This is a genomic window from Paraburkholderia sp. RAU2J (assembly GCF_003634845.1).
GTDB classification, from domain to species: Bacteria; Pseudomonadota; Gammaproteobacteria; order Burkholderiales; family Burkholderiaceae; genus Paraburkholderia; species Paraburkholderia fynbosensis.
In genome coordinates this window covers 2,353,468-2,378,699 of record NZ_RBXG01000001.1, presented here as the reverse complement: position 1 = coordinate 2,378,699, position 25,232 = coordinate 2,353,468, and the positions used below count along the sequence as shown (strand labels likewise).

Annotated in this window: 24 protein-coding genes, 1 tRNA gene and 1 pseudogene; 10 read left to right on the top strand and 16 right to left on the bottom strand. The window is 62.3% G+C overall.

All coding sequences use genetic code 11. From position 1 onward, the window contains the following. Positions 1 to 229: 229 nt before the first annotated feature. Positions 230 to 2,167 (bottom strand): ATP-binding cassette domain-containing protein, encoded by a 1,938-nt coding sequence (locus B0G69_RS10915; RefSeq protein WP_121316886.1) that lies wholly within the window; start codon positions 2,165 to 2,167, stop codon positions 230 to 232. A 259-nt stretch (positions 2,168 to 2,426) separates the two neighbouring features. Then, positions 2,427 to 2,828 carry a DUF4399 domain-containing protein gene (locus B0G69_RS10910; RefSeq protein WP_121316885.1) on the bottom strand — a complete coding sequence of 134 codons (402 nt, stop codon included), beginning with the start codon at positions 2,826 to 2,828 and terminating at the stop codon, positions 2,427 to 2,429. A 326-nt stretch (positions 2,829 to 3,154) separates the two neighbouring features. Between B0G69_RS10910 and B0G69_RS10905 the strand changes: the two genes are divergently transcribed. Further along, positions 3,155 to 3,346: a rubredoxin gene (locus B0G69_RS10905; protein WP_042327611.1), complete on the top strand. Its 192-nt coding sequence runs from the start codon at positions 3,155 to 3,157 to the stop codon at positions 3,344 to 3,346. Positions 3,347 to 3,990: 644 nt separating this feature from the next. On the opposite strand, the gene B0G69_RS40625 is transcribed toward B0G69_RS10905, so the two are convergent. The 6 genes and pseudogenes from B0G69_RS40625 to B0G69_RS10875 all read right to left on the bottom strand — a co-directional run. Further along, positions 3,991 to 4,224 carry a hypothetical protein gene (locus B0G69_RS40625; protein WP_147440721.1) on the bottom strand — a complete coding sequence of 78 codons (234 nt, stop codon included), beginning with the start codon at positions 4,222 to 4,224 and terminating at the stop codon, positions 3,991 to 3,993. Between the two features lie 20 nt (positions 4,225 to 4,244). Next, entirely contained in the window at positions 4,245 to 4,667 is a 423-nt protein-coding gene (locus B0G69_RS40620) for a hypothetical protein (protein ID WP_147440720.1), read from the bottom strand. A 555-nt stretch (positions 4,668 to 5,222) separates the two neighbouring features. Further along, positions 5,223 to 5,762, bottom strand: coding sequence for a PAAR domain-containing protein (locus B0G69_RS10890; protein ID WP_121316882.1), 540 nt, complete (start codon positions 5,760 to 5,762; stop codon positions 5,223 to 5,225). A gap of 8 nt (positions 5,763 to 5,770) precedes the next feature. Beyond that, entirely contained in the window at positions 5,771 to 6,343 is a 573-nt protein-coding gene (locus B0G69_RS10885; RefSeq protein ID WP_241991302.1) for a hypothetical protein, read from the bottom strand. 222 nt (positions 6,344 to 6,565) lie between these two features. Then, on the bottom strand, positions 6,566 to 7,318 hold the full coding sequence (locus tag B0G69_RS10880) for a DNA adenine methylase (protein WP_121319304.1): 753 nt from the start codon (positions 7,316 to 7,318) through the stop codon (positions 6,566 to 6,568). A gap of 8 nt (positions 7,319 to 7,326) precedes the next feature. Beyond that, positions 7,327 to 7,811, bottom strand: a pseudogene (locus tag B0G69_RS10875) (site-specific integrase); the annotation flags it as partial. A gap of 213 nt (positions 7,812 to 8,024) precedes the next feature. On the opposite strand from B0G69_RS10875, the gene B0G69_RS10870 reads away from it, so the two are divergent. After that, a tRNA-Arg gene (locus B0G69_RS10870) sits at positions 8,025 to 8,099 on the top strand. Between the two features lie 195 nt (positions 8,100 to 8,294). On the opposite strand, the gene B0G69_RS10865 is transcribed toward B0G69_RS10870, so the two are convergent. Both B0G69_RS10865 and B0G69_RS10860 read right to left on the bottom strand, forming a co-directional pair. Continuing rightward, positions 8,295 to 9,320 (bottom strand): 3-hydroxybutyryl-CoA dehydrogenase, encoded by a 1,026-nt coding sequence (locus B0G69_RS10865; protein ID WP_121316880.1) that lies wholly within the window; start codon positions 9,318 to 9,320, stop codon positions 8,295 to 8,297. Further along, entirely contained in the window at positions 9,320 to 10,423 is a 1,104-nt protein-coding gene (locus B0G69_RS10860) for an NAD/NADP octopine/nopaline dehydrogenase family protein (RefSeq protein ID WP_121319302.1), read from the bottom strand. The genes B0G69_RS10865 and B0G69_RS10860 overlap by 1 nt, the downstream gene beginning before the upstream one ends. Before the next feature lie 219 nt (positions 10,424 to 10,642). Between B0G69_RS10860 and B0G69_RS10855 the strand changes: the two genes are divergently transcribed. Next, positions 10,643 to 11,671, top strand: coding sequence for an AraC family transcriptional regulator (locus B0G69_RS10855; RefSeq protein WP_121316879.1), 1,029 nt, complete (start codon positions 10,643 to 10,645; stop codon positions 11,669 to 11,671). After that, positions 11,655 to 12,716 (top strand): LysR family transcriptional regulator, encoded by a 1,062-nt coding sequence (locus B0G69_RS10850; RefSeq protein WP_121316878.1) that lies wholly within the window; start codon positions 11,655 to 11,657, stop codon positions 12,714 to 12,716. The genes B0G69_RS10855 and B0G69_RS10850 overlap by 17 nt, the downstream gene beginning before the upstream one ends. An 18-nt stretch (positions 12,717 to 12,734) precedes the next feature. Here the strand turns inward: B0G69_RS10850 and B0G69_RS10845 are convergent, their stop codons facing one another. Continuing rightward, entirely contained in the window at positions 12,735 to 13,829 is a 1,095-nt protein-coding gene (locus B0G69_RS10845) for a porin (RefSeq protein WP_121319300.1), read from the bottom strand. A gap of 424 nt (positions 13,830 to 14,253) precedes the next feature. Between B0G69_RS10845 and B0G69_RS10840 the strand changes: the two genes are divergently transcribed. Next, entirely contained in the window at positions 14,254 to 15,678 is a 1,425-nt protein-coding gene (locus B0G69_RS10840; protein ID WP_121316877.1) for an MFS transporter, read from the top strand. A 181-nt stretch (positions 15,679 to 15,859) separates the two neighbouring features. On the opposite strand, the gene B0G69_RS10835 is transcribed toward B0G69_RS10840, so the two are convergent. The 4 genes from B0G69_RS10835 to B0G69_RS10820 form a co-directional block, all read right to left on the bottom strand. After that, positions 15,860 to 16,939 (bottom strand): acyltransferase, encoded by a 1,080-nt coding sequence (locus tag B0G69_RS10835; RefSeq protein WP_121316876.1) that lies wholly within the window; start codon positions 16,937 to 16,939, stop codon positions 15,860 to 15,862. Positions 16,940 to 17,119: 180 nt separating this feature from the next. Continuing rightward, on the bottom strand, positions 17,120 to 17,827 hold the full coding sequence (locus B0G69_RS10830) for a glutathione binding-like protein (RefSeq protein ID WP_121316875.1): 708 nt from the start codon (positions 17,825 to 17,827) through the stop codon (positions 17,120 to 17,122). Between the two features lie 299 nt (positions 17,828 to 18,126). After that, on the bottom strand, positions 18,127 to 18,348 hold the full coding sequence (locus B0G69_RS10825) for a hypothetical protein (RefSeq protein ID WP_121316874.1): 222 nt from the start codon (positions 18,346 to 18,348) through the stop codon (positions 18,127 to 18,129). A gap of 248 nt (positions 18,349 to 18,596) precedes the next feature. Continuing rightward, positions 18,597 to 18,788 (bottom strand): CsbD family protein, encoded by a 192-nt coding sequence (locus B0G69_RS10820; protein ID WP_121316873.1) that lies wholly within the window; start codon positions 18,786 to 18,788, stop codon positions 18,597 to 18,599. A 176-nt stretch (positions 18,789 to 18,964) separates the two neighbouring features. Here B0G69_RS10820 and B0G69_RS10815 point away from each other — a divergent pair, with 176 nt between their 5' ends. From B0G69_RS10815 to B0G69_RS10795, 5 genes are all read left to right on the top strand, one after another. Continuing rightward, on the top strand, positions 18,965 to 19,285 hold the full coding sequence (locus B0G69_RS10815) for a hypothetical protein (RefSeq protein WP_121316872.1): 321 nt from the start codon (positions 18,965 to 18,967) through the stop codon (positions 19,283 to 19,285). A gap of 280 nt (positions 19,286 to 19,565) precedes the next feature. Next, complete coding sequence (dcm, locus tag B0G69_RS10810; RefSeq protein ID WP_121316871.1) at positions 19,566 to 20,846, top strand: DNA (cytosine-5-)-methyltransferase; 1,281 nt, start codon at positions 19,566 to 19,568, stop codon at positions 20,844 to 20,846. A gap of 68 nt (positions 20,847 to 20,914) precedes the next feature. Further along, on the top strand, positions 20,915 to 21,361 hold the full coding sequence (vsr, locus tag B0G69_RS10805) for a DNA mismatch endonuclease Vsr (protein WP_121319298.1): 447 nt from the start codon (positions 20,915 to 20,917) through the stop codon (positions 21,359 to 21,361). 183 nt (positions 21,362 to 21,544) lie between these two features. Next, positions 21,545 to 22,048 (top strand): YbhB/YbcL family Raf kinase inhibitor-like protein, encoded by a 504-nt coding sequence (locus tag B0G69_RS10800; protein WP_121316870.1) that lies wholly within the window; start codon positions 21,545 to 21,547, stop codon positions 22,046 to 22,048. Positions 22,049 to 22,171: 123 nt separating this feature from the next. After that, positions 22,172 to 23,614: an MFS transporter gene (locus B0G69_RS10795; protein WP_121316869.1), complete on the top strand. Its 1,443-nt coding sequence runs from the start codon at positions 22,172 to 22,174 to the stop codon at positions 23,612 to 23,614. Between the two features lie 159 nt (positions 23,615 to 23,773). Here B0G69_RS10795 and otsA read toward each other — a convergent pair whose 3' ends face one another. After that, positions 23,774 to 25,204 (bottom strand): alpha,alpha-trehalose-phosphate synthase (UDP-forming), encoded by a 1,431-nt coding sequence (otsA, locus tag B0G69_RS10790; protein WP_121316868.1) that lies wholly within the window; start codon positions 25,202 to 25,204, stop codon positions 23,774 to 23,776. Positions 25,205 to 25,232: the final 28 nt, after the last annotated feature.

Genomic DNA, 25,232 nt, shown 5'->3' with positions numbered 1-25,232 from the left:
CGCGGCACGCGCGACGGACCAACCAGAAGCACACGGCGCGGCAGTTCCGTGGCCAAAGCGTGACGGTTATCGGAGCCTCGCGCAAGCTGCATTTTCTGCGGCCCTTATGCCGCGCTTTCTTTCTGTTGCGCCGTCAAGGCAGTGCACCGCCCACTGGAGCGCATCGCGTTATGTCGCCGCGCTGTGCTGCGTTCCGCCGCGCAGCCCCCGAGCCCGCGCGGCCTTTGCTTCACTTACGCCGCTTTTCCAGCTCGTCCCAGCGTTCGAGCGCGATCAGGAGTTCTTCGTCGATCGCCGCGTAGCGCCCGGTCAGACGCGTGCCTTCCTGCGCGTCTTTGGCGAAGATCGAGCCGTCTTCGAGTTGCGCGCCGATGGTCTTCTGCTCGGTTTCGAGCGCGGCGATCTTCTCCGGCAACGCGTCCAGCTCGCGCTGCTCCTTGAACGACAGCTTCGCCGCGCGCTGCGCATTGCGGCCCGCGGCATTGTCTTTGGCCGGCGCCGCGTCTTTGGCCGCGTCCTTGCCGGCCTCTTTCTGCGCATCCAACGCCATCTGCTGCGTGCGGTCGCGCTGGAGCTGCCAGTCCGTGAAGCCGCCGACATACTCGCGCCACTTGCCCGCGCCTTCCGACGCGATCACCGAGGTCGCCACGTTATCGAGAAACGCGCGGTCGTGGCTGACCAGCAGCACCGTGCCGTCGTACTCAGTGAGCAGTTCTTCGAGCAGTTCGAGCGTGGGGATGTCGAGGTCGTTGGTCGGTTCGTCGAGCACCAGCACGTTGGCCGGCCGCGCGAACAGACGTGCGAGCAACAGCCGGTTGCGCTCGCCGCCCGAGAGCGACTTGACCGGCGAACGCGCGCGCTCCGGCGCGAACAGGAAGTCGCCGAGGTAGCTCATGACGTGCTTCTTCTGGCCGTTGACTTCGACCCATTCGCTGCCCGGGCTGATGGTGTCGGCGAGGCTCTTGTCCAGATCGAGCCGCGCGCGCATCTGGTCGAAATACGCGACCTCCAGGTTGGTGCCCACGCGCACCGTGCCCGAGTCCGGCGCCAGTTCGCCGAGGATCATCTTCAGCAGCGTGGTCTTGCCCGCGCCGTTCGGACCGACGAAGCCGATCTTGTCGCCGCGCATCACCGTGGCCGTGAAATTGTCGACCACCGTGCGCGAGCCGTAGCGCTTGGTCACGTCGGTCAGCTCGGCGACGATCTTGCCGGACTTCTCGCCCTGGCCGACGTCGAGCTTGACGTTGCCCTGCACGTTGCGGCGCTCGGCGCGCTGCTGGCGCATTTCCACGAGGCGCGCGATCCGGCCGACGCTGCGCGTGCGGCGCGCTTCGACGCCCTTGCGGATCCACACTTCTTCCTGCGCGAGCAGCTTGTCGGCCTTGTCGTTTTCGACGCGCTCGATTTCGAGTTGCTGCGCCTTGCGCGTCTGGTACGCCGAGAAATTACCCGGATACGACAGCAGACGCCCGCGATCCAGTTCGACGATGCGCGTGGCGACGCGGTCGAGAAACGCGCGGTCGTGGGTGATGAAGAGCAGACCCGCGCGCAGCGAGACCAGCAGCTCTTCGAGCCAGCGGATGCCGTCGAAGTCGAGGTGGTTGGTCGGCTCGTCGAGCAGCAGCACGTCGGGCTGCACGACCAGCGCGCGCGCCAGCGCCACGCGCTTTTGCATGCCGCCCGACAGCGAGCCGACTCGCGCCTCGCCGTTCAGGCCGATCTGCTGCAGCGTGGTGGCCACGCGGGTGCTCCAGTTCCACGCGTCCGCCGCATCCAGCGACGATTGCAGCGTGTTCATGCGCGCCATCAGCGCGTCGTGCCCGGCGCCTTCCGGCTCGTCGGCGAGCTGGTTGGCGACCACGTCGTATTCGTCGAGCAGCGCGCGGGCGTGCGTGAGGCCGGCGGCGACCGCGTCGAAGACGGTGTCGTCGGTGTCGAACTCGGGCTCCTGCGGCACGTAGACCGTGCTCAGATTCTGTTGACGCGAGACGAGGCCGTCGTCGGGCTTCGCCAAGTCGGCGACGATCTTCAGCAGCGACGACTTGCCCGCGCCATTGCGTCCGATCAGCCCAACGCGTTCACCCGCTTCGAGAGAGAAATCCGCGTGATCGAGCAACGCGACGTGACCGAACGCCAATTGGGCGCCGGTAATGGAATAAAGCGACATGGAGAATTGGAGAAGACAGCGATGAGTCGGAACTGCTCATTGTACCGGGCGCGCGGCCGGGTGCCTGTATGCCGGAAGAGATAGGCCGATTGGGCGCCCGCGGGAGACAAGCCCGCCGGGGGCAAACGCCTGGGCGATTCGGCGGCTCAATCACGGCAAGGCCTGGCGCGATGATCTGCACAAGCCGCGTGATGGCCGGCTGGCGCGGCCCGCCAGCCGGTTACCGCTGCACGAGTCCAGCCGGCCGGGCCGGCGCGGCTTACTTCACGTGCACCGTGATGGTCTTGCTCATGTCCGGCCCATACGAGCGATGCGCGCCGTCGCCGAATTGCAGCGTCAGCGTATGGTCGCCCGGCGGCAGCGTCACATCGGTTTCGGTCTGGCCCTTGCCGAAGTGCAGCGACTTGTCGTTGGCCGGAATGACTTCGCCTTTGGGCAGCGGCTTGCCGTCGATCAGCAGATGGTGGTGGCCCGTGCCTTCCGCCATCGTGCCGGCCGGCGCGATCTTCATGCCTTCCACGCCGAATACGACGTGCACGGGATTACTGACGGTCGCCCCGTCCTTCGGCTGCACGAAGGACACGCCGGCGGCCTGCGCCGCTCCCGATACCGCCAGCAATCCGGCCAGGGCGGCACCGGCCAACCATTTGTTCGTCAACATCGTTGTTCTCCTTTACCAGGGAAACGAAAGTCCTGCATGGACGCTGCCGACGACGGTGATGCCCCATCGCATGGGACCGATCGTCGCATTCCGTGCGAGACGCCTCACGCGCATGTCCAATCGAATAGCTGCGGATCAGAGCATACACGCTGTAGCTCGTGCGGTCCGTTCAGTGGGGTCGGAGATGTCTCAGACGCGTTGCGGCGGCGCCGCACCGGTAGTTCGCGGTCGGATTGACAAATTCCGGTAATATTGCGGGTCGCCGCGCTGCCCAAAAAAGGGGCAGACTACGCGGGCCTTTGCATTGAACTAGAGAAGAGTGCGTCGTGAGCGAAGTCATTGAAGTGATTGAATACAAGAGCTGGGTCTGCCTGATTTGCGGCTGGATCTACAACGAGGAAGAAGGGCTGCCCGAAGAAGGCATCGCGCCGGGCACGCGTTTCGCCGCCATTCCGGAAGACTGGCGCTGCCCGCTGTGCGATGTGAGCAAGGCGGAATTCGCGGTGGTGGAGTTCTGAGCCGGCTCGATTCATTCGGCGGGGCGAAATGAATGCGCCCTTGCGGTGAAACGTCCGCGGCGATGCGTACGGCCCAGCAGGCAAAATGCCGCTGGGCCGTTTCATTTTCTGGCTGGGCTGGGCGTTTACGAACAGCATCAGGAGGTCATCCACGCTCTAGCGAAACGATGACTCTTCATCCGGATCTGGTCGTGATGATTCACGACCTGATCCTCCGCGAGGAACCGGGCCTCTCCTAAGTGCGTCCGACCGACGGAGCTATTGCGTGAGGCGCATGAGAAGGAAAGCAAGTTCCTGATGGATAGATACGAGGAGTATGAGAGTGGTGAGCGAGAGAGCCGAGCCGCTCAGAGGGAGATGCAGGCACACGCATTTTGCGCATCTGTTTGTGTCTCTTTTTTAACCTGGAAGCTATTCGAATCACACGATTTCGAACTGGGTGGCGACTTACTGCAATACTAGCATCCCAATTTAGAAACGAAGGTGGATTACGACTGCCGCCTGACTGAGCCGCCCGGCTCTCCTTCACCGATTATTTGCGGTGACCTTTTTCAACGAGAGCCATCGCAACGAACAGAAACCTTCCTAGCGGCCGCACTGTGAAGATCGCATGACCCAACGCGGTCGAATTGGGACGCCCAAAGTCATTTTGCATCAAGCGCTTGGCGGTTTGATTTGATGCCATGCTCTGGTGCCTTCTTAAGTCCTCCGTTCAAGCAAGCAAAAATTGGCATACGCCCCGCAGTCAAACTCGTAACGTCGCGCCCAAGAAAATCTGTTTTAATTTTCCAAGATCCGAGCATCACGCAGGCGGCTTGATCAATACCCCGGAACCGGACAGTCTCAGTCAAAGGGGATGGGCGAATGTTAGCTCCCATGCACAAGACGCCCGCCTCCCTTATCTGCTGATAGCGTTCAAAACGTCATGAAGAAAATTATTTTCGTTTTTTCTTACGTCGTAAACACACTCCGCATATATCGCATCGTACATATTTAACAACGGGGCAGACGAGTCAGGTGCCCATCCTGACGGCGCCTGCATTTTTAGCTTGCAGAACTGTATTTCGCGATTTTGCGTGGCACTATAAGCCGCGAGTCTAGCTGAATTAGGATTTCCCTTTGGGATTGTCTTCGCAATTTTCTGATACGTCGCTTTGCTATCTGTAACGAGTTCGTTCGTCAATGCCCCGTAACACTCGACGTCTCCTTGCCCACCACCAAGGTGATTCAAACATTCCGAGTCAACAGCTGGCGCTGCGTTTGCATGCGCAAAAAATAAACCAGCAACAAGCGGAAGGATCTTTCTAATGGCTTGCATCATATATTCCGTGGGAAAAGAGATTGGCCTCTGTGACGCGCCTAGCGTGATGGTGAGAATCCGATCTGTAAGACAAGATGAAGTCGGGGGTTCCGTCATAATCACCAGAATTTACCTGCTGCGCAATACCATCGGCTCCTTGGCCCGGACCACAATTAAAGACTATCGAGACGAGGGCATCGTACTCGTGCTGAAATAGCGGGACATTTACTTTTGTCTTGACCGCATGCTCTATCCTACGTAAATCTCGCCGGAACAAATCCCGTGCACGTGTAAGGCTGATAGTGTCGCCGAGGTGCAGATGGTCTTCAGGAACGATTAGATGTCCGCAACCGACTGTGGGCAGGCCGACGTTGTCTGGGTAGACCTGCAAAATCATCCCTTCCGTAACATGGCGGTGCCGAAAATTTATGCCATTCAAGACACCACTTTCCCATACGGCCAAGAATGTCAGGCATTGATTAGTAGCTTGCCAAGGTTTGCCCGTCCTCGGGGTACATGCCGTTACGCAAGAGTTTGGATCGGTGTTCGTCAATACGGTAGCAAGTGGTTGAGACATCAAGCCTCCTGTCTATGGCCTAAGTGAATGGAAATATGCTGCGCACCGTTTGTCTGGTAACGCGCCGTGCGCCCCTGTGAATCTGTCGTCCCGTGCAGTACGTCGCCCGGCCTGATGATCGTGTAGTAGGTATTAGGCAGCGGAGTCCCTACGCTGTCTGTCAGCGTGAACTGTTCGTCGTATAGGGCGTCTGCTGCCGCCTGCAAGATGCGTGTACCGTTGGACGTATATCCCATCGCTGCGAGTTCGCCGGAATCGAAGGACATTGACGAAGTATTTTGCGATGCAATCAGCCTCGGTGGCGGCTCGCACTTGCAAAGGCAAATATCGTTTTCGAGCGCGACCTGCTTGCCCCTCAGCACCATCGGACGATAGGGTGGGATGTTGCAGATATAGCCGGTTGTCTTGCAGGCATGGCAATACACCTGCGCGCCGTGATAAGCCAATGGTTTTCCATGATTCGTGCAGGACTCTTCTCCCTGAATTACTACGCCACCGGCAGTTGTCTTGTCGCCCAGCACAATGAAATAGCGCTTCATGCGTCCTCCTAAATGTCTACGAACGTCCACTCGCCCGACTCCGGGTCGTATACGGCGCATTGGTCCATCGATGTCTTGCCGACGTCATCGACGTGAACCGTCTTCGGCATCCTGGCCAGCGCCTGATCTTGGGCGTCAGCGATCTGTGCGGCCGACCAGTGATCCATTTCAGCGAGCGTCTCCGCGAAATTCGACAGGCCGGCTCTCAGATAGACATCCATGATCCGCTCGGGCACGCGTTCGGAAAACCGGATGCTGAAGTGGTCGCGTTGGTCCTCTGGCACCTCGAATGTGTCACCGGTATAGACCATCATCGGATGACCGTGCCGGTCCACGAGCAGGCGTTTGCGGTCGGCCGCGTAAGCGTAGTTCACGGAGATCGACAGGCCACCGTTCTGTTCGATGAATTGACGGGTGTCGACGCACCGCAGATCAATCGGCCAGAAATGATCGTCGCCGCTCAGGCCCCGCGATCCCATGACCGCGTCAAGCGGGCTCAGGTAGGTGCAGATGAGGCGTTCGCCATCCGCCCGCTGGCAGAGCATCTGCATGTGGCTGCAGTAGGTCTCGCGGGCTGGCATTGCTGGTGCGTTGAGCGGTTTATGCACCATCGCATGCAGGCGAAGCGACGAGTGAAGAAAGTACGGACAGTCGTCATGCGATCCGTGATCCATATCGGTTTGCCGGGATGTTAAAAAAATACATCGTAACGGCCCATTGGCAGCCCGGCGACGGCCTGACAAAATTTGACGATTCTGACTCTTCTCGACTTGCGCGACCAGCGTGGCGCGTGTAGCGGTCGACTAGAAAAGACCGCCGGTCTGCGTACCAGGCTCCCAGTTCGTGATCACCAGCTCGCGGCTGGAGGACGGGCCACCGTTCGTGTTGTTCACGCTGTACTTGATATTCAGCCGGAGCATGGGAAAGCCCTCGAATGCTCGCCGGATGTCCGGGTGATCGTTGATGCTCACCATCATCTTTCCCTTGCAGGAACGCATCAACGACGCCATCCGTTCGTAGTTCTCAAACGGGAAGTCAACGCCGTAGCCTTCGGTCTGCCAGTACGGCGGATCGCAATAGAAGAAGGTGTGCGGGCGGTCGTACCGCTCGACGCAGGTGTGCCACGGCTGGTTTTCGATATGCACGCCTGCGAGCCGCAGATGCGCGGCCGACAGATTCTCCTCGATACGAAGGAGGTTCACCGAGGGTACGGTCGTCGCCGTGCCGAACGTCTGGCCGTCAACCTTGCCGCCGAAAGCATGCTGCTGCAGGTAGTAGAAGCGCGCGGCGCGCTGGATATCGGTGAGGGTTTCCGGGAGCGTCTGCTGGTGCCATTTGAACACCTGCCGGCTCGAAATCGCGTACTTGAACTGACGCACAAATTCTTCGAGATGGTTCTGCACGACACGGTACAGATTCACCAGCTCGCCGTTGATGTCGTTGATCACCTCGACGGGGGCTGGCATTGGCCGCAGGAAGTACAGCGCAGCACCGCCGCAGAATACTTCCACATAGCAGTCGTGCTGCGGAAATAATGGAATGAGTTGATCGGCCAGACGGCGTCGATGAGTCGCAAATGGTGGAGAGTGGGCCGCGCCGCGCCGATGGCATCCGGCAACGTGAGGCCGAGCAGTGATGCCATGTGGCACAGGACCGTCCCGAGCTTCGAAATGTCCATGTCCACGGTATAGCCGCCGGCGCGCGCCTTGCGACGGTCCTGTGCAAATTTCACTATCTGCTGCGTCGTGAGCTTCGATGCAAAGTGACTTTCGAACGCGTCCTCAAGGCGCTGGAGGATGTAGTGCTCATTCGATTTTGGCGCGACCGCACGTCCCGAGTCGTCCCGCGCGTCGCGGTACTTCCGGACGAGCTCGCCGACGGTCACAGTCGCCGGGTCGACGGCATTCAACCCCCGATCGATCTCGACCTCCTTCTCCGGTGCCCATGCCTCGGCACCACCTTTCGTCCTGAACGTTTTGCTATACTCTGCCCTCGCTGGCGTACCTGGGCACGCCAGCGACTGCCTATTTGCAGGATTGAAGCCGCGATTCCCCCGTCTCAGAAACTGTAGCAGTGCCAGATCACTTTTCGGTGCTACAGGGTCAATTTGTAGCAAAAGTGTAGAGGAGACGGGGATAAACTAGGGCTCACAGGCTGTCATGGCGCTTCATTTAGGGTGAAGCAGAAATGCCGGAAACGCCCACGGGACAAGGCGGAAGCCAGTAGCAGCAAGGCTCCGATCCTCCCATTGCAAGTATCCATCTCCCTGTAGTTCAATGGATAGAACAAGTGCCTCCTAAGCGCTAGATACAGGTTCGATTCCTGTCAGGGGGACCAACTCGCTTTCCAGCGTTTTCCAAGTTTGCCTCGAAAAGCCCCGTATGCGTTGCGCTGCGGGGTTTTTTGCTGCCGTTCTTTGCTGCCGTTCATTACCCACGCACACCCGCCGGCGCAGAACCGAGGGAAGCCCATCTCGCGCTGCTCCACGAGTTCCCGCCTCCAAGTCATCGACGGCCCCCCGGAGGCAGTCATTCAGGACGCAGGCGCCGGATCCGGCGTACGCGGAAGCGCAGCGTTGAAGACAGGCGCCAATCCCGTACTGTCCAGCCCGCGCATGAACTCGGCGATCCGCTGGTGCAAATAAGCCTGCACGTCGACATTCCCGTATTCGTAAAATCCGCGGGAGTCGCGTAATCCATCGCGGCCATCGCGCATGTTATCGACCACCCGCTGCGCCGGCAAAAAGCGCGGATCGATTTGCCGGGCCAGATAATGCGATGCGTAATACAGAATGTCGCAACCACCCCAGTCGATAAATTCGAGCAGGCCCAGAACCGAAAATCGCAGGCCGAAGCCGGTGCGAATCGCGGTGTCGATATCTTCCGCGCTCGCCACACCTTCTTCGACCATCCGCGCAGCCTCGTTCATCGCCAGCGCCTGAATACGCGGCACGATATACCCTGGTGATGGCCCACACACCACCGGCACCTTGCCGACCCGCTTAAGCAGTGCGACGACACTTTGTACGGCGCTGTCCGTGGTCTGCGCGCTACGGCTGATCTCCACCAGCGGCATCAGATGCGCGGGATTCAACCAGTGCGCATTGAGTACGCGCTCCGGATGCGCAACGATACGTTGTAACTCCGTAACCAGAAACGTCGACGTAGTCGATGCGATCAAAGTCGTGGCGTCGACATGCTCGCAAAGCCAGTCGAAGGCGGCCTGTTTCGCTTCGATGACTTCCGGCACCGCTTCGAATACGATCGCGCTTTCGCCAAGCGCTACCCGCGCGCCCTCGCGATCCACCACGACGATGCGCGCCAGCGCTTCTTCGGCTTGCGCATCGGTGATACGCGCGAGGCTCACCAGCGTGCGCATTTGCCGCGCAATCTCGCCGCGTGCTGCGGCCGCAAACGCTGCACGCGCGTCGGCATGGCGCGTCTTGAAGTCGATCAGCGTGACGCCCAGGCCGGCATAGGCGAAAGCCAGCGCCATGCCTTGTCCCATGCGTCCGGCCCCGAGAATATGCACCTCCCGAATCGGATCGGAGCCGCGCATCACGCGATGCCTCGCTTCAGGAGCGTGGTCAGCGCATCGCGCGACAGGGACGCGATGCCCAGTTGCTCGAACGTGCGTCCCTCGCCATAAAGATCGCGCTCCGAGACCGCAGACGCGATATTCAGCAGGCCCTCGGCGACCGGCGTCGCCACGCCCGCCCAACGCCCGGCCGACACCAGTAGCGACAAACCGAGCCGCGTATCTTCGAGCATGTACCGATGCGTCTTCAGATCGATATCCTCGCGCCAGTCGCCGCTGTCGGTCAGCTTGCCGTGCGCACCGCGCCCGTACATCCACTCGTCGCCGTCCGGCGCGTAGTGATCGGCGAGCGGGAAATGCGGCGCGCCATAGCCGAAGGCTTCGCGCACCGCCATACGTTCCGCGTCGAGTGCGTTCGTCACACGGCGGATCGACGGTTGCGTGCCTTCATTGTGAATGTCCCATGCGTCGAAATGCTCCAGCGGGCCCGCATTCATCATGATCAGCGGCGGATGGATCACCGGTCCCGCGTTCATCAACGCACCGCTTAGCGCATCCTCGATCCGTTCGACGCACGGATAAGCCGCCTCGAGCACCGCCAACGCCCAATCCGAAAACGCTCCGGGAAACACGCCAGTCGGCAGGCGCGTGGCGTACGCACTGATCACGACGCGATCGTCGCCATGCTTGCGGGCCAGGTACGGCAGCGTCCCCGTTTCGGCGAACGCGGCTCGGGCGGCGTTGCCGCTCTCGTGCATCGCCTTCGCGAACACGTAGCTGCCAAAGGTGCCCGGCGGCAGGAATACCACCTGATCGTCGGCAAGGAGCGGCGCAAGCTGGACCGCGAGCGCCTCGTGCGTCGTCGAAGGCAACGGAATGACGATCAGGCTCGCGCCCCGCACGCCGTCGTCCAGCCGCTCGACGATCCGCACCGCGCCCTGCCCGTCGCCCACCGGCACCTGGCGTTCGCCGCGAAAATCCTTCACACGCAGTGCGCCGCGCTCGCGCAACTGCACGGCCGACGCCGTATCGCGCCGCCACCATGTCACACGATGCCCCTTCTCCAGTAAATCGACCACCGCCGCATAGCATCCGTGACCGCCGCCCAGTACGCAGACATTCATCGTCATTCCCCCTGTTTCGATAACTGTCAGATTACGTGGCCGGCGAATCTGCGGCGCTTCATCTCGCGCAATCCGCATTCAAATCCGGCAACTCATTGCACAACGAAACAATGTTGTCCGCGACGCGGCATCCGGGTCGATCCGTTCTTGCACGATTAAATTGAACGACGCATCATCCCCGGGGCACCTGCCTGGCGCTATACGTTTCGAGGCCCCTGAATGGAAATCGCGATTTCACGCAAACACCGCAACCGTCTTGTCGCATCGCATGGCCGCGAGGATGTCGAACGCGAGGTGTCGCAGGTGCTTTGTCCGCACAGGATGGAAGTGGCCGGGCACGGGCCGTTGAACGCTGAGTTGTACGGCGTGGCGCTGCACCAGACGAGCTTGCTGGAGTTGCATTACGGCAGCGAAACGCAAATCGACGCCGGCGATCTCGGCGATCACTATCTGTTCCGCACGACACTGAGCGGACAATGTTCGCTGCAGTCGGACGGCGAGCGAGTCGCATTGCGCGCGGGCGGCCTCAGCGTGTCGTCCCCGCAACGCGCGAGCCGTATTGTTACCGATCGGGAATGCCGCAACCTGTTGTTGAGAATCGAGCGCCGCGCACTCGAAGTCAAACTCGCGGACATGCTGAACGACAGCATCAGGCAGCCGCTCATCTTTGACCTCGCGGTGCCGGCCGCGCACCCAGGCGCCGCCATCTTTCTATCGACGCTGCGTTATTTGTGCACGCTCTGCGATCAATTCGACGAACCCGCGCATGAGCGCATGTTCGGCAACGACTTCACCCAGTGGCTCGCCTCCGTGCTGCTGAGCCAGTTGCCCCATTCGTACAGCGCCGCGCTCGCCAGGGCGACCTCGGCACCGTTACCGGTGCATGTGCGCCGCGCGCGCGATTACATTCACTCGCATCTCGACGAGCCGCTGCGGCTCGACACGCTGGCGCGCGAAGCCGGCGTATCGCCTCGCACGCTGCAGAACGGCTTCACGCAATTTCTACAGATCTCGCCAGGCGGCTATATCCGCGAACGCAGGCTGGAAGCCGTGCATCGCGCGCTGCGGGCGGCGCCGGATCGCTCGGTGACGGATATCTTCGTCGAGCACGGCGTGCACAGCTTTGGGCATTTCGCCAAGGCCTATACGCGGCGCTTCGGGTGTTTGCCGTCGGCCACCCGCACGGCAGCGCAAGTGCAATTGATCCCCCGTCAGCTTCACGTTGCTCGCCATGTCAGCGCAGAGTGACCCGTCCGTGCCGCTGCTTCATGCCAGCGAACTGTTGCCTCTGAGCGCAACGGACCCCAGCGACACACTGCGCGTACAGGATCTCGATCTGAATCTGCTGAAGGCATTTCACGCCGTTCACGTCGAAAAGAATGTGGGCCGGGCGGCGCTGCGACTCGGCATCACGCAGCCTTCGGTCAGTCATGCACTCAGCCGATTGCGCCTGGTATTTCGCGACGCGCTCTTCGTGCGCACGCCGGGCGGCGTCGAGGCGACGCCGCGTGCACAACGGCTCGCCGGTTCGATCGACCGCGTGCTGCGGATTCTGCAAGAGATGCTCGATGAGAGTGCGCAATTCAGTGCGTCCACGTCGCGGCGCGTTTTCCGTCTGCATATGAGCGATTTCGCCGAAAGCGCATTCCTGCCGACGCTGATGCGCGAACTCGATACGCGCGCGCCAGGCGTCGTCATCGAAACCCATCAGATCGACGACAGCCAGTTCAACGTCGCGCTCGAATCCGGCCGCATCGATTTCGCACTCGGCTATTTTCCGCATGCGTCGAGTCACTTTCATCACAGCGAGCTGCTGCACGAACGCTATGTGCTGCTGACGCCGCGCCGCGTCGCCGAGCGGCTCGCTCTCGACGAGCACTTTACGCTGAGCGCGAATGCGCCTGCCGGCCTGCGATTCATCGCGGTCACGTCGCATTCGCAGGCCACCGAACTGCTCGAACGCAACGGCCTCGCGTCGCGCGTGCGAATCGCGGTGCCGAATTTCATGGTCGTCCCGGCGATACTCAGCCGCTGCGACTACGCGCTGATTCTGCCGCGCACGGTGGCACGCGCGTTTTCGACGCTCGGCGATTACGCCGTGTTCGAAATCGACGACGCCGGCATGTGGCCCGTCAATGCGTACTGGCATCGCCGTTTTGACGCAGACCCCGGCCATCGCTGGCTACGCGGCCTATTGATGGAACTGTTCCGCATCGGCGCACGCGAGCCTTTCGACAGTTGGCTCGGCACACCGACCGAGGTTCCGGGCGAGACACCGCCCGACGCGTCATAACGCTGTACGGCGGCCTGCTCAGAACGACGTGAGGATGCCGGCGACCACCGAACTCGCGGTCGCTCCGGGCTTGGCGACCGGCATGCCGCCGCCTGCCGCCCCGTTGACGGTGAACGATGCGTGCTCGCCGTTGCGAACCATCGCGGCGCCCGTATAGAGCACCGTGCGTTTGGACAGCGGGTAATCGACTCGCACACCGAACGAGTCGGCATTGCCTTCGCTGTCCGTGACCTTGCGGTAATGGCCGTAGCTCAGCAACACGAGCGCGCGTCCGAGCGGAACCGTCGCGTCGAGTTCGAACAGGTCATTGTGCGGATTCGAATACGCCGCGGTGACGGCCGTCGCGACGTCCGGGCCGCCGCGATGCCGCATATAGATAAACGCCGGCTTGATGAAGCCAAAGTCGTACGAGATCCCACCCAGCGCGTAATTCCCCGCTGCCGTCTGACTGCTTGCATTCAACGCTGCGGCACTCGCGGGGCTGAAAGTCTGTTGCATGTAGTCGAGATCGACGGACAAAGCGCCCTGAACATAATTGAGCGACGCGCCATAGGTATCGCCGAGCGTCGATGGCAAATTGGATGCACCGTTCGCGCCACGCGCGGCAATCGCCTTCAGCACCACCCCGCCGATACGCGGCGACACATAGCGTATCGAGTTGTTCACGCGCAGAAATGCGGGTCCGACGAAGTTATTCGCGGCATTGCCCCACGCAAGACCCGCGCCGTTGCCGGGCAAGCTGTACGTGATGAACGACGTATGCAGCACCGTGTAATTCACGCCGGCTTGCATTGTGCCAAACGGCCCCGTCAAACCGACCCACGCTTCCCGGCCGAACAGGGCGCCGTTGTTGCCGAGTGCGCCGGTGGCCGAATTAAAGCCGTTTTCGAGCTTGAAGATCGCGCGATAGCCGCCCCCGAGATCTTCCGTCCCCTTCAGGCCGAACTGGGTGGCGAAGATATCGCCGCTACCCATCCGCACCGCATGCGAGGGACCGAAGTTCGTCAATTCGATCGACGTATCGACCCGTCCGTACAAGGTCACGCTCGATTGCGCTAGCACGGGTGCCGCTGCCACGCAAAGCAGCGCCGCGCTCCACTTCCAGTTGGTCATTCCTGTGATCCCGGCGAGAAATTGTTTTTTTGTGCCGTGCATTCCTGTGGACACGGCGCGACTGCTCTCCGTGATTCATCGTGTGTTTCGATGAATCAGAAAAACGAGGCGAGTCTAGAAAGACCAATTTCGACCGTCGATCAATTCACCGATATAACACTTATAGATAGCGCGCATAACTCGTCGCGCGCACCGCGCTCCATGGGTTCGAGCCTTGTGGGGCGCGGGCCGGCGACCTGTCTCCTGGGGAAAGCTTTAGCCGGTTAGGGAGAAGCGGCAATGTCGCTGAAGGCATTGCGCATATGTTCCGGAAATTTGTTTACGTACGCTGCATTTCCGGACCGCCCGGTGGTGGCCCTTCACGCTGCGTGACAGCGCACGTCGCCGTCCCTCACGGCTGAACCCCGAATACTGGAGAAACCGAATGGCCACATCAACGAGCAGCACGCCCGTGAGCAGGCGCTACACGTATGAATGGTACGTGGTGTTGATTTGCATGCTTGCGTATGTATTTTCCTTTGTCGACCGCCAGGTGCTCGCGCTGATGATCGAGCCGATCAAGAAGGACCTGCATCTGAGCGACACGCAGTTCAGTCTTCTGCAAGGCTTTGCGTTTTCACTCTTCTACGCGGTGATGGGCATGCCGCTCGCGTATCTCGCGGACCGCTTCGCACGGCCGCGCATCATTGCGACGGGGATTGCGCTATGGAGTCTCGCGACGGCCGCGTGCGGCGTCAGCCAGAACTTCGCGCAGATGTTCCTGGCACGGCTGAGCGTCGGGGTCGGCGAAGCGGCGTTGTCTCCCGGCACCTATTCGATGCTGAGCGACTACTTTCCCAAGGAGAAACTCGGCCGCGCGGTGGGCATCTATTCGCTCGGCTCGTTTATCGGCGGAGGAATGGCGTTTCTGATCGGCGGCTATGTGATCAACCTGCTCAAGCAGGTGGCCACCACGACCGTTCCGCTGCTCGGCGACGTGCGCTCATGGCAACTGACGTTCCTGATCGTCGGCCTGCCCGGCTTTCTGGTGGCGCTGCTTTTCATTCTGACGGTGCGGGATCCGCAACGCAAAGGCCTCGTGCGAGACAGCGCAGGCGAGGCGAAGCGCGTGTCGATGATCGATTCGCTGCGATTCATCCGCGAGCACGGCAAAACCTTCGCATGCCACTACCTGGGCTTCTCGTTCTACGCGATGACGCTGTTTTGCCTGATGAGCTGGACGCCCGCATTCTATATTCGCCATTTCGGACTGTCGCCGGTCGAAGCCGGCTACACGCTCGGCGCGATCCTGCTGATCGCGAATACCACCGGCGTGTTCTGCGGCGGCTGGCTCAACGACTGGCTGATGACGAAGGGCCGTACCGACGGTCCGATGCTGGCGGGCACGATCGGCGCAATCGGTATGCTGGTGCCCGCTGTCGTGTTCACGCAGGTGAGCAGTCTGACGGTGTCGCTAGGCTTGCTCGTGATCGCGATGTTCTTCGCATCGTTCCCGATGCCGACTTCCACCGCCGCCATGCAGACCCTCGCGCCCAATCAGATGCGCGCGCAGATTTCAGCGGTGTTCCTGCTGATTTCAAATCTTATCGCACTGGGAATCGGCACGACGCTGGTGGCATTGCTGACCGATAAGGTATTTGGCTCGCCCAAAATGGTGGGCATGTCGATGTCGATCGTCAACCTGCTTGCAACGCTGCTCGCGATCGGACTGCTATGGTTGGGCTGCAAGCAGTTCCGCCTGAGCGTCGCGCGCGAAGCAAATGGAACGGCGCGGGCACATGTCGCGAAAGTTTTGGGCGACGAGGATCGGACCGGTGCGAGCGCAGCGTTCAAAACGACCGGGGTTTAGGACGCGCAGAAGTGGACATGCGCGCGCTTTGCCGCGCATGTCCCGTGACTCAAGGGGCGGTTCCCAACCTCATGCCATGTGATGACCGGTTTGCTCCGGCCTGCGATCGCGCTGATGATGAGTGAATTCCGTCAGAGAGCCAGCCCATCAGCCGCTTCGTCGCTCGGCGAGGCCTCGCACCTCACCGCTTCACTCCCACCACCCCACGCCCGGCCTGCGGCATGGCCATCCATCTCGCGACAGCGCGACTCGCAGGCCGCTCGATCCATCGATACGAAGCGAGACCAATCACGACCGACACCACCACAACTACCCCACACATCAGATCACCCGGTACGCGATGCTGCGCATCGAGCGCCTGCAAAAGCCTGACGAGGACCGGTATCGAGAAAAGATGCGTCAGGTACAGCGAATAAGACGAATCGCCGATCCGTTCAAGCCACGCGCTCCAGCGCAGCTTGTTCTCGAACGCAAGCCCGGCCACCACCACGGCCAGCGCCGGCAAACCGAAAACCAGAAAGCGGTTCGCATCCGTGAGGGTCGGCGCGAATGCGGCGCCAGCGGCGGCTGTCGCAAACAGCAGGACAACGGCTGCGGCCGCCGGCACCGTGCGCCCCGACGCGTACAGCGTGCCGACGCAACAGCCGAACACAAATTCCAGCACCAGCGGGTTCGTGTAGAACGCAAACGCGACACCTTCGCGAGGCAGCAGATGCAACGCCGACGTGAGCATCAGCAATGCGCCGACAGCGAGCAGGCGGTGACGCGTCGCACACATCGCCACGGCGAACACGACGTAAAACCACATCTCGTAGTTCAAGGTCCAGCCGACGCCGAGCACGGGCGCGGCGATGCCCGTCCAGCTCATCGACGGCAGAAATACAAACGAGGAGAACGCGTGCCACGCCGTGACATGCGCGTGATCGAATGCATCGGAAGCCCCCGGCACAATGGCGACGAGCGTAATGAAAAACGCCGTGAGAATCCAATAAAGCGGAACGACCCGCGCGATGCGCGCAAACATGAACGACCTCGCCGACGCCAGGCCGGACGGCACGCCGTGGGTCACGAGCGCCATCACGAATCCGGAGATCACGAAAAAGACGTCGACGCCGATTTCGCCATAGCGCGACACATGTGGGAAGACATGCGCCGGCCAGCCGTGCGAAACCACGATGCCGTTGGTATGAAAAGCGACAACGCCGAGCGCGGCGAGCGCGCGCAAAGCCTGGATCGATCGATACTTCCTGATACTTGCCATTCCCTTGCGCTCGACGTATTGAGTAAGGGCGTCATCGTAGCCCAGACAATCGCAGCACGTGTCGACGAGCGGTTCGGATGATTCAGCCTGGCGCGTTCCACACTCGCGCAAGAAGGCGCCCCGCCGATCGAGAGCGAGCCGATGGCGGCCCGCTCGAGCGCCACCCGCCGCATCACCTCACTACGACGGCCGCTTCGGAATGTTCAATCCCTTCGCCACCGCCGGCCGCGCAACGAACGCCGCCAACACACGCGTCACATTCGGAAAATCCTGAATGCCCACGAGTTCGCCCGCTTCGTAAAAACCGGCCAGGTTGCGCACCCACGGAAAAGTGGCGATATCCGCGATCGAGTACTGGTCGCCCAGAATCCAGTCGCGTCCTTCGAGCCGGTGGTTCAACACGCCGAGCAAGCGCCTCGACTCGCCGACGTACCGGTCGCGCGGGCGCTTGTCCTCGTACTCCTTGCCAGCGAACTTGTGGAAGAAGCCGAGCTGCCCGAACATCGGTCCGATGCCGCCCATCTGGAACATCACCCACTGCATCGCTTCATAACGGCCGGCGGCGTCTTGCGGGATCAGCTGGCCGCTCTTGTCCGCGAGATAAATCAGAATCGCGCCGGATTCGAACAGCGGCAGCGGCTTGCCGTCGGGTCCCTTGGGATCGAGGATCGCGGGAATCTTGTTGTTCGGATTGAGCGACAGAAACTCCGGCGTCATCTGATCGTCCGTATCGAAACGCACCAGATGCGGTTCATACGGCAAGCCGGTCTCTTCGAGCATGATCGAAATTTTCACGCCGTTCGGCGTGGGCAGCGAATAGAGCTGAATCCGGTCCGGGTGCTCGGCGGGCCATTTCTTCGTGATCGGGAAAGCGGATAAATCGGTCATGTGACGGTGTCAACCTTGTACGAAAGTCGTGCGATTGGGAGCCCGATCGGGCGTGCGGCAAGCGGCATCAATAAACGGCCGGCTTCGATGACGCTCACGCGCGTGCCGCGATCGCGGGACCGCCAAATATAAACCGACGCGACGCAACGCGTGCGGGAGCGCCTCGGTGGGCCGAAGCGTGAATCGGAACGCGCTACGCTTTTCCCAAACTCACCACGCGGACCTGCCGGCCGGAATCGCCGCCGCGACTCACGAACAGGCCCGAGCGCAAGAAGCCAGCTTCGCACGCCGCCGCCCCTTCACCACAAATCCTTGGTCGCCGTGCCCGCGCGAAGGTTGAATCCCTCACGCCACAACGCCGCGCCAACCGTCAGCAGCAGCGTCTTCTGCTCGTCGTCAAGCAACGCCCACGCCGTCGACAACCACGTGGCGAAACTCGCGCAGGTGGATTCGAGGTCAACGGGCGCTTTGCCCTCCAGGTACTGCCGTTCGAACATCGAAAGTACTTTTTCGGGTGTCATTGGCGCTGCCTCCATGTGGGATGCGCCAAGTCTAAAGGCGCCACCCCGCGCGCGGAATGCTCCGCGCCACCGATTGCGGGTTACTCCCAGGCAGTTGCGTTCGAACATCCGGGCAAGCGGAATTGACAGGCCGCCCTCCTCCAGGCGCGAGAACGCAGCCACGCGAAAGCAAACGCGAAGAGGCGCCGAAGCGCCTCTTCCCCGCCGCAATGATGCCGGCGGTCATTCAGAAACAACCGCAAGCCGCATTACGGCATGTTGCGCTTCGCATTGTCCTTCCTGTCTTCCTTCGCATCGCCGTAGGCTTTCTGCACCTTGCCCGCACCTTGTTGCAAGTCGCCCTTCACTTCCTTGGCCGGATTGTTCGTGACCTTGCCGACGGCTTCGTTGACCTTGCCCTTGACCTGTTCTCCCACACCCTTTACCTGGTCCTTGTTCATGTTCGGCTCCACTGTCTGGAATGCCGGCGCGACATTACGCCAGTACCGATATTGAGCAACGGGTGTGCCCACGCTGCGCGCCGGACCGATGGGTCTGCCAGCATGGCCGCAAAAAATATTTGAAGAAATGCCTAAAGTTCCGCCGCGGCATGCCGTAAAGGGGCCATGGAGGAGCTATGGATCACACACCCAATACGCTTTCAGGATCATCCCAGTCCACGCTGATCGATGGAGACATTGCGCACATTGCGCGCGTAATGCGGACGTCTTTACACGGCGACCTGGCCGGTCCGATCCTGCCCCCCACCTATTGGCGCAAGCGTCTGCACGCGTTGCTCGACACCGGCCATCTTTCCCACGCGCAACTGTGCACGGTCGACAGCCTCCTGCTGCAACTCGACCAGTTCGAAGCTCAACCAGCATGGGATACGCTCGCTCCCGCCACCGCCGCGCTATACGCGCCGCCCTATCCCGACAGCGCCAGCGGTCATCACTAACATCCAGTCGAACCGGCACGCCTGCGCCTGACACGCGGCCCCGCCGACTGCCCCCGCGCGATCAAAACCCGCGAGCGCGCGATCCGGGTCGCAGCGTCGACACACACCGCAATACTGGACTCCGCGTCCGGCTCCCAGCCGGCCCGTATGACGGCGGCACCGCGCTTTAGCCGCCGACGCTCTCCGCATCCGCGAAAATTCCGCCCCGGAATCCCGAAAATAGCGAAAATGGGACGACCTTAGGTCATAATGTCCGCAAAAATTCCCAGCAAGGACGCCTGTGACCCTCGCCGCACCGCTCAACCTGCTCCGGCAGGCGCGCGCCCGCTTCACTCAACGAGAAATCGCCGCGCACGTCGGCAAGGACATCAAGACGGTGCGCCGCTGGGAAAAAGGCGAAACACCGTGCCCGGCGATGCTCGAGCCGGCCCTGCGTGATCTGTTGCAGCAAGGCGCGCGAACCAGCAGCGGCACGGCCGGCGACGCGCAATTCCGTTTCATCGATCTGTTTGCCGGTATCGGCGGAATTCGCATGGGCTTCGAGGCGCACGGCGGCGATTGCGTGTTCACGAGCGAATGGAACGACTTTTCGACGAGAACGTACCGCGAGAACTATCCCGGCGGCGGCGACCACGCGCTGATCGGTGACATCGTCGCCTTCCCCGCCGAAGAGGTGCCGGGTCACGACGTGCTGCTGGGCGGCTTCCCCTGCCAGCCGTTTTCGATTGCCGGCGTCAGCAAGAAGAACGCGCTGGGCCGGCCGCACGGTTTCGAATGCACGACGCAAGGCACGCTCTTTTTCGACGTCGCGCGGATCATCGCGGCGAAGCGCCCCGCCGCGTTCCTGCTGGAGAACGTGAAGAACCTGCTGTCGCACGACAAGGGCCGCACCTTCGACGTGATCCTGCAAACCTTGCGCGACGAACTCGGCTACGAAGTGCACCACCGCGTGATCGACGGCCAGCATTTCACGCCGCAGCATCGGGAGCGGATCATCATCGTCGGCTTTCGCGGCAAGACCGCGTTTTCCTGGGACGACCTGCATCTGCCGGAACAGGGCCCGCGGCTCGGCTCGATCCTGCATCGCACGGATGGCAGCGAACCGGTGCTGCCGTGGGATCACGACCGCTTCTTCGACCACACCGCGCAACGCGTGCAGCCGAAGTACACGCTCACACCGAACCTGTGGACGTATCTGCAGAACTACGCGGCCAAACACCGCGCGGCGGGCAACGGCTTCGGCTTCGGCATGGCCTATCCGGACAGCGTGACGCGCACGCTGTCGGCGCGCTATCACAAGGACGGCTCCGAGATCCTCGTGTACCAAGGCGAAGCGCTACGCCCGCGCCGCCTGACACCACGCGAATGCGCGCGCCTGATGGGCTTTCCCGACACCTTCAGGATTCCGGTCAGCGACACCCAGGCCTACCGGCAATTCGGCAACAGCGTCGTCATGCCGGTGATGCGCGAAGTGGCGCGCATCATGCTGCCGCACGTGCAAACCCTGCTCGCCGAGGACAACTCGCATGGCTCGAAGCAAGCCCTTTCGCTGTACGCGTGAACCGCGCGTCGCCGTGACGGCCCGCCGGCGTCGCGGCGATGTCGCATCCAGGTCCGGGCACTGACGCGATGGTCGATATCGTCGACAGCGCGACGCGCAGCCGGATGATGTCCGGCATTCGCGGCCGCAATACCAAACCGGAAATCCTGATCCGCAGCCTGCTGCATCGCCAGGGGTTTCGCTTTCGTCTCGATGCGCGTGATCTGCCGGGCCGCCCCGACATCGTGTTGCCGCGCTATCGCGCAGTCGTGCTGGTGCACGGCTGTTTCTGGCACGGCCACGACTGCCGTCTGTTCAAATGGCCGCAAACGCGGCCGGAGTTCTGGCACGAGAAGATCGGCCGCAATCGCAGCAATGACGACAAGGTACGCCACGCGTTGCTCAACGACGGCTGGCGTGTGGCGGTGGTGTGGGAATGCGCGTTGCGTGGCGCCAATCGCGACATTGCGGGCGTGTTGCAACGGCTCGTCGACTGGTTGAAGAGCGACTCGCCGAGCTTCGAGGAACGCGGCTGAAAGCCGCCTGTCGCCGGGCTGTCACCTGCCCGGCCAGGGCGAATCTCGCAGCCGCTGGTGATACACTCGACAGGCTACCTCGGAGCCTTTTTGTGCGCCGTTGCGGACGGTCCGCCGCACCTCGTGCAGCACGCAATCGCACGCTCCGACTATCCCAGAACCAATCAACAAGGGAGGCACATCATGGCTGATTTCCGTCTCTGGTCCGACGACTTTCCCACCAACGGCTTCATGCCGAAATCGCACGAATATCACGATAAGGCGTTCGGCGTGGACGGTGAGAACATCTCGCCCGCGCTGCAGTGGGAGGCGCCGCCGCCGGACACACAAAGCTTCGCGCTCACCGTGCACGACCCCGACGCCCCGACCGGCAGCGGCTTCTGGCACTGGGTCGTGGTGAACATTCCGGGCGACGCCCGCTCGCTGCCGCGCAACGCCGGCAAAGCGGATGGCTCGCTGCTGCCGCAAGGCGCGCTGCAGGTGCGCAACGACTACGGCACGGTCGGCTTCGGCGGCGCCGCGCCGCCGCGCGGCGACCGGGCGCATCGCTACATCTTCCGTCTGCATGCATTGAAGGTGCCGCATCTGCCGATCAACGCGGACACCACCAACGCCGTGGCGCGCTTCATGACCCATCTGAACGAACTCGACTCCACCACCCACACGGGCCTGTACGAACTCAAGTAACGCACGGGACGCGCAACCGGCTCGCGTTCGCGGCGCCGGCAGCGCGTCTTACCGCGCACGGCGAGCCGCGCGCGCGGTTCGTCGGCGGACCGCCGGGCCATCCCACTACAAATCGAACAATCGATGCACGCACAATCCTCGCGCAACGGCACCTCCTCGCCGGGCGCTGCAGCCGACGCCCCCGCCGCGTCGCCCGAGACCGGTGCCGAACTCGGCCTGCCGCTGCCACAACGCTACTGGGCGATGCTGGTCATCGCGCTCGGGCTCACGCTCGCGGTGCTCGACAGCGCGATCGCCAACGTCGCGCTGCCGACGATCGCGCGCAACCTGCACGCGAGCGCGGCCGGCTCGATCTGGGTCGTCAACGCCTATCAGCTGGCGATCACCATTTCGCTGCTGCCGCTCGCCTCGCTCGGCGACCGCATCGGCTACCGGCGCGTCTATCTGAGCGGCCTCGTTCTGTTCACGGTGTCCTCGTTCGGCTGCGCGCTGTCCACCTCGCTGCCGACCCTCGCGTTCGCCCGCGTGATCCAAGGCTTCGGCGCGGCGGGCATCATGAGCGTGAACACCGCGCTGGTACGCATGATCTATCCGCCCGCGCAGCTCGGCCGTGGCGTCGCGATCAACGCGATGGTGGTCGCGGTGTCGTCGGCGGTCGGGCCGACGGTGGCCTCCGGCGTGCTCGCGGTCGCGTCGTGGCCGTGGCTGTTCGCGATCAACGTGCCGATCGGGATCGCGGCGATCGTCGGCGGCTTCAAGGCGCTGCCGATGAACCCGGGCCACGACTCGCCGTACGACTACCTGAGCGCCGTGATGAACGCATTCGTGTTCGGCCTGCTGATTTTCGCGGTCGACGGACTCGGCCACGGCGAGCGGTACGGCTATGTCACGGTCGAAGCAATCGGCGCGCTCGTGATCGGCTACTTCTTCGTGCGCCGTCAGTTGACTCAGTCGGCGCCGCTGCTGCCGATCGATCTGCTGAAGATTCCGGTGTTCGCGCTGTCGATCGGCACCTCGGTCTGCTCGTTCTGCGCGCAGATGCTGGCCTTCGTGTCGCTGCCGTTTCTGCTGCAGGAAACCTTGGGGTTATCGCAAGTCGAAACCGGTCTGCTGATGACGCCGTGGCCCGCGATCATCATTCTCGCGGCGCCGCTTTCCGGCGTGCTGTCGGACAAGGTGTCGGCGGGCTGGCTGGGCGGCATCGGCCTCGCCGCGCTGACGCTCGGACTGCTGCTGCTCGCCACGCTCGGCCCGCATCCGGACGCATGGCAGATCTCGTGGCGCATGGCGTTGTGCGGCGCTGGCTTCGGCATCTTCCAGTCGCCAAACAACCGCACCATCCTCTCGGCCGCGCCGCGTGAGCGCAGCGGCGGCGCGAGCGGCATGCTCGGCACCGCGCGCCTGACCGGGCAGACGCTCGGTGCGGCACTGGTCGCGCTGATCTTCGGCATTGCGCCGCAAACCGGGCCGATCGTGGCGCTGTATGTGGCGGCGGGCTTCGCGGCGGTCGCTTCGGTGGTTAGCACGGTGCGCGTCATGCAACCGCGCAGCACGCCAGCCGTTTGACACAGCGTTTCCCTCACGCATCGCACGCACAAACAGAAAGAGCGCGGATCACATGATCCGCGCTCTTCTATTTCGTTCGTTCTCCGATCTTGATGTTAATCCCGCCTGGACGTGACAGCCTGGGTGCCTCCCTCAAGACCGAAAGAGGCGCCGATCCGGCTACGACGAAGACGCCGTCACGTCAGCGAGCTTTACCGCTTTGGCCGTCACCGAAGAGGCGGTCGCGACGTTGCGCAGATCCGCGAGGAAGGTGTCGCGCCATACCGATAGATTGTTCTCGCGCATCGGCGCCATCATGTCGGCGTGACGCGCCTGGCGCTCGGCGAGCGGCATCGACAGTGCGCGTTCCAGCGCTTCGGCCATCTGCGACAGATCGAACGGATTGACGACCAGCGCGCCCGGCAACTGCTCGGCGGCGCCGGCGAATTGCGACAGCACCAGCACGCCCGGATCGGCCGGGTCCTGTGAGGCGACATACTCTTTGGCGACGAGATTCATGCCGTCGCGCAACGGCGTCACATAGCCGACCTGCGACTGACGGAACAGCGCCATCAGCAGATTGCGCTCGTACTTGCGATTCAGATACTGGATCGGCGTCCAGTCGAGCTGCGCGAAACGTCCGTTGATGCGGCCCGCTTCGCCCTCCAGCGTCTGACGGATGCGCTGATAGGTCTGCACGTCCGCGCGCGTCGGCGGGGCGATCTGCACGAGCGAGACCCGGCCGTGCCAGCCCGGCGCATTCAGCAGCAGTCGCTCGAACGCCTGGAAGCGCTCCACCAGCCCCTTCGAATAATCGAGGCGGTCGACGCTCATGATCAGCTTGCGCCCGCGCATGCCGTCGCGCAGGCTGCGTACCGGCTTGCGGTCGGTGAACTGCTCGGCGGCTTTCGCAATGGCGTCCGGATAGATGCCGATCGGATACGCGCCGACCTTGAGGAAGCGGTTATACGCGTGCACCATGCCGTCTTCGCTGGAGGTGCCGTGCTGCCCGCGCTCGATATAGTCGACGAACGACTGGCGATCCGCCTCGGTCTGAAAACCGATCACGTCGTAGCTGCACATCGCCTTGACCAGTTCTTCGTGCGGCGGAATCGTGCGCAGCACTTCCGACACCGGAAACGGAATATGCAGGAAAAAGCCGATCGGATTCTTCACACCGAGTTCACGCAGGCAGCGCGCGAACGGCAGCAAGTGATAGTCGTGGACCCAGATGATGTCGTCGGGCTTGAGCAACTCCTTGAGCTGCTTCGCGAGCGTCGCATTGACGCGCTGATAGCCCGCGTATTCCTGGCGGTCGTAGCGCGAGAGATCGTTGCGATAGTGGAAGGTCGGCCACAGCGTCGCGTTGGAAAAACCGCGGTAGTACTGGTCATAGTCGCGCTTGGTGAGGCCCACGGTCGCGTAGGTCACGTTGCCCTGTTTTTCGATGACCGGAGCGGACGGCTCGCTCACCGTTTCGCCGCTCCAGCCGAACCAGACCCCGCCGGTTTCCTTCAACGCGTCCAGCACGCCGATCGCCAGCCCGCCTGCTGCGGGGCGTCCTTCCTGGATCGGTGCGACACGATTCGATACCACGATCAGTCTGCTCATTGGTTCTCCACCTAGTCAGTTGTTTCGT